General features: G+C 62.3%; 4 protein-coding genes and 1 pseudogene. 4 read left to right on the forward strand and 1 reads right to left on the reverse strand.

Annotated elements, in window-relative coordinates:
• Window positions 1–51: 51 nt before the first annotated feature.
• Window positions 52–1154, reverse strand: a protein-coding gene (locus DKT77_RS02415) for an IS3 family transposase (protein ID WP_109810157.1) whose coding sequence is annotated in 2 segments (ribosomal slippage) — window positions 52–893 and window positions 893–1154 — 1104 coding nt in all. Because the reading frame shifts where the segments join, the coding sequence is not laid out codon by codon here.
• Between the two features lie 476 nt (window positions 1155–1630).
• Between DKT77_RS02415 and DKT77_RS02420 the strand changes: the two genes are divergently transcribed.
• From DKT77_RS02420 to DKT77_RS02435, 4 genes and pseudogenes are all read left to right on the forward strand, one after another.
• Window positions 1631–1855 (forward strand): AbrB/MazE/SpoVT family DNA-binding domain-containing protein, encoded by a 225-nt coding sequence (locus DKT77_RS02420; RefSeq protein ID WP_109810158.1) that lies wholly within the window; start codon window positions 1631–1633, stop codon window positions 1853–1855.
• The gene (locus tag DKT77_RS02425; protein WP_109810159.1) at window positions 1852–2238 is read left to right on the forward strand and encodes a type II toxin-antitoxin system death-on-curing family toxin; all 387 of its coding nucleotides are present in this window, start codon (window positions 1852–1854) and stop codon (window positions 2236–2238) included. The genes DKT77_RS02420 and DKT77_RS02425 overlap by 4 nt, the downstream gene beginning before the upstream one ends.
• 239 nt (window positions 2239–2477) lie before the next feature.
• Window positions 2478–3299 (forward strand): methyltransferase family protein, encoded by an 822-nt coding sequence (locus DKT77_RS02430; protein ID WP_109810160.1) that lies wholly within the window; start codon window positions 2478–2480, stop codon window positions 3297–3299.
• A 244-nt stretch (window positions 3300–3543) separates the two neighbouring features.
• Window positions 3544–4457 (forward strand): annotated as a pseudogene (locus DKT77_RS02435) (IS481 family transposase); the annotation flags it as partial.

Below are 4457 nucleotides of genomic sequence, written 5' to 3' on the forward strand. Positions count from 1 at the left end.
TGCACTGCTCCCCGACCTTGGACCGCCGGAAGCTGGATTTTTCCGGCTGTCTCACGATGACGGGCTGGTGACGCCATCGGGATAATGCATGGCCATCGGGATGTTGTATCCGATCGCGCTGTGAGGTCGGTCTTCGTTGTAGTGTCTACGCCAATCTTCCAGCTTTTCGCGGGCGTCGGCAAGGCTCATGAACCAGTGCGCGTTCAGGCATTCCGCGCGGAGCTTCGAATTGAACGCCTCGATGAACCCGTTGTCGGTCGGTTTTCCCGGTCGCGAGAAGTCCAACGTGACGTCGTTGGCATAGGCCCAGAGGTCGAGGTCACGGGAGATGAACTCGCTGCCATTATCGACCCGAATGGTCTTCGGGTAGCCGATCTTGGCGCAGACCTTCTCCAGTGTTTGCACGACGTCTTCGCCGCGGTAGGCGAAGCGGGCATCAGCCGCTGGACAGAGCCGGGAATGGGTGTCCACCACGGTCAGGATGCGGAGCTTCTTGCCCATGGCGAGTTGGTCGTGAACGAAGTCCATCGCCCAGACATCGTTCGGGCCGACCGCTTCCTGGCGGTCCTCGCGCAGCTTCGCTTTCACCCGGCGTTTCGGGTGCTTGTTCCGCAGCTGAAGCCCCAATTCGTTGTAAATCCTGCGCGTCTTCTTCATGTTGATGATCCAACCTTCTCGCCGAAGCAAGACATGCACACGGCGATAGCCATACCGCACACGCGTCTCGCAGATCTCCCTGATCCGCCTTTCGACGGCAGCCTGATGCGTCCGCCGGGACTTGTAGTGGTAGCTGGACGTGTCAAGGCAGATGGCCCCACAGGCCTTCCGGATCGACACGCCCCAGTCGACGCACATCCCGGTCACGATCTCTCGCAGACGCCCAGGCTTCAGAGCTTTCGGCGGATCACGTCCTGCAACATCTCCCGATCGAGGGTCAGATCGGCGACGATCTTCTTCAGCCGTGTGTTCTCGTCCTCAAGCGCCTTCAGCCGGCGCATCTCGTCTGGCAGCAACCCGCCATATTTCTTCTTCCAATTGAAATAGGTCGCCTGGCTGATCCCCGCCTTGCGACAGATCTCCGCGACCGGCGTTCCCTGCTCCCCCTGCTTCAGGATGAACGCCTTCTGCGCCTCCGTGAACTTCGATGCCTTCATGCGTTTCCGCTCCTCTCCCAGCCAGGAAAGATTAGCCGAAAACTCCAGCTTCAAACGGTCCAGTTTTCAGGGGGCAGAGCACTGTGACGCGGCGGGTTCGAGGCGCTTCTTGGCCCTGAACTACGAAAATCTGCTATCCTCGGGAGTGGGCTTCCCGCAAGCCTTTGTTCGTCTGACAGCCTGCTGTGTTTGGCAGTGTCCCGGGCGATGAAGCCGCACGCACACCGCCAGAACATTCTCGACGTCCTGAAAGGACAGCGCACATCGCAGGGACCAGCGCATTGCGTACAGGATCACCTTCCGCGGAAACCGATGGTGCTTGACCGTGGACTTGCGTGGCATCGCAGACTCTGAGGCCACAACTCCACTGCGACCCGTTATTGGCGCGACGGTTCTTTTTCGAGACCCCGAAGACGGGCGTCTTGAATCCACGGCGTGATCGTATATACTATAGGATATACAAGAGAGAGCGTCCCATGTTCGAGACCAAAATTCGCAAAGTCGGCAATTCCGCTGTGATGACCCTGACCGGAGAAATGCTTGCCGCTCTGGACGCCAAGGAAGGCGACACCCTGCATGTCGTGCGCGCAGAGGATGGAAGCCTGAAGATCATGGCGCATGATCCGGAGCTGGTCGCAGCGCTTCGGGCAGCCGAAGATGTGATGGACGAGAACCGGGACCTGCTTCAGGCGTTGGCGTGATCGCACCCGTCTGGGTGCCGCTCAAGGCGGTGCTCACGATCCATGACCGGCAGATCGTGCGTCATGGTGGTGCGACCGGGCTGCGCGACCTTGGACTGCTGGAAAGCGCCTGCGCGCGCCCTTCGCATCTTGTGGCGTACGGTGCGCCGGACCTGAGCGATCTCGCGGCAGCCTCCGGGTTCGGCATCGCCAAGGCGCACGCCTTCGTGGACGGGAACAAGCGCACTGCTTTCGTTACGGCAGTCACGTTCCTGCGCCTGAACGGGCTGATGTTTCGACCCAACCCGGCCGACGGCGTGGCGACGATGGAAGGGTTGGCCACGGATACGGTCAGCGAGGCCGATCTCGCCGAATGGTTTCGCACCGGGGCGACCCGGATGTGACGGAAGCTGTCGCCCAGCTTGCAGCGTGACCGCATTTCACGCCGGGCGCACGATCAATCACCGCAGAAAGTTATCGGGAAGGTCTCCCGACAGGACCTCGGGCATCGACTGCGGTCCTGCGCCTCGCTTGGTCGATCGGGTGCGGATGCGGCCCGGTCTCCCGCCGGATCCGGTCCCGCTCGCCCGGCCTCCGCGTCGCGCCCTCTTTTTCTTGACCGCGCCGCCGCTATGTCCGGCGCATGTCATCCTCGTCCCCTACCCCGCTGGAACGGCTTCTCACCCTCGCGCTCGGCACATTGCGGCCACCGCCCGGTGCGCGAAGGATTGCCCTCGCGCTGGCCTATGGCATCATCTGTCACGTCGTCTTCGCTGCAGCCGTGCTTGCGATGATTGTCGCCATGTTCTTCGGGATGAGCGAAAGCCTCGGCCGCGTCCCTTCGCCGTGGTCGGTCCTCGCCAATGCCGCCCTGATCCTGCAGTTCCCGGCGGCGCATTCGCTCTTGTTGACCAGGCGCGGCGGTCGGGCATTGGCCAGGCTGGCCCCCGGTGGATATGGGCGCACCCTGGCGACGACGACCTATGCGATTATCGCCTCCGTGCAGCTGTTGGCGTTGTTCGCCCTCTGGACCCCAAGCGGTGTCGTCTGGTGGCGGGCCGAAGGTACGGCCCTTCTTGTCACCTTCACGCTCTACGCGCTGTCATGGCTGATGCTGATCAAGGCAAGCTACGACGCGGGCGCCGAGGTGCAAAGCGGCGCGCTTGGCTGGATGTCGTTGATCCAGAACATCCGCCCGGTGTTTCCCGACATGCCCACGGGCGGCCTTTTCCGCCTGATCCGGCAACCGATCTACGTGGCATTCGCGCTGACGCTCTGGACAGTGCCGGTCTGGACCCCGGATCAACTGGTCCTCGCCCTGTCGTTGACGGCCTATTGCCTGGCGGCCCCGCGCCTCAAGGAACGCCGCTTTGCCGCCCGCTATGGCGCTCGCTTCGACGCCTATCGCCGTACGGTGCCTTATGCCGTGCCGCGTTGGACCGGAAATGGACATCGGGGCCGCTGAATGCGGCGAAGCGACACAAGGCGCTCAGGCCCATGCGTTAGGAGGTTCGGCCGCGGTCCTCCTGAGCATGCCCAGTCGTATTCGGCAAGCAATCGGACGCCATCCCCACCCCCGGCACGCGTTCCGGCCGCTCGAGATCGGCCACACGCGCAGGAAGTCGAATTACCTACAAGGCCTGAAGTCTCAGATGTTTGATCCCCCGGTTTGATGGTGTGATCCTTTCGCATGGATGGAAGGAAGCACTGTGGGACAAGTTCGTCATGGCAGCGCCACGACCACGCACGCCGTCAGAGCTGCGATACAGCGATCGCAAGCTTCGCTCTCGGAGCTAAGCCGAGAGTTCGGGAGCAACCCCAAGACGGTGGCGAAGTGGCGTAAGCGGGCGACGGTCGAGGATCTCAAAACTGGCCCAAGAGAGCCGCGCTCGACGGTCCTGACCGAACCGGAAGAGGCGATGATCGTCGCTTTTCGGCGTCACACGCTGCTGCCGCTCGACGACTGCCTCTATGCCCTTCAGCCGTCGATCCCGCACCTGACGCGCTCGGCACTGCATCGATGCCTGCAAAGACATGGCACCTCGCGCCTGCCAGACGTCGAGGGCGACAAGCCGAAGCGGCAGAAGTTCAAACGCTACCCGATCGGGTTCTTTCACATCGACATCGCCGAAGTGCAGACCGCCGAGGGCAAGCTCTATCTCTTCGTCGGTATCGACCGCACCGGCAAGTTCGCAGTGACCCGGCTCGTCGAGAAAGCCGACAGGCGCACCGCTTGGGAGTTCCTGCAGCACATGCTCGAGGCCGTGCCCTAGCATGTCCACACGGTCCCAACCGACAATGGCATTCAGTTCGCAGATCAGCCTGGGAACCGGACCACGATCCTCTCTCGGCCGATGCGTTTTGACAGGATCTGCGAAGCGAACGGCATCGAGCACCGGCTGACCAAGCCCAACCATCCATGGACCAACGGCCAGGTCGAAAGGACGAACCGGACGATCAAGGACGCAACGGTCAAGCGATACCACTACGACAGCCACGATCAGTTGCGCACGCACCTTGCCGACGTCATGGCAGCTTGCAACCACGCCCGACGGCTCTAAACACTCGGCGGCCTCACGCCCTACGAATACATCTGCAAGATCTGGACCTCAGAGCCGGATCG

Source organism: Meridianimarinicoccus roseus, from assembly GCF_003172915.1.
In the GTDB taxonomy this organism is placed as follows: Bacteria; Pseudomonadota; Alphaproteobacteria; order Rhodobacterales; family Rhodobacteraceae; genus Meridianimarinicoccus; species Meridianimarinicoccus roseus.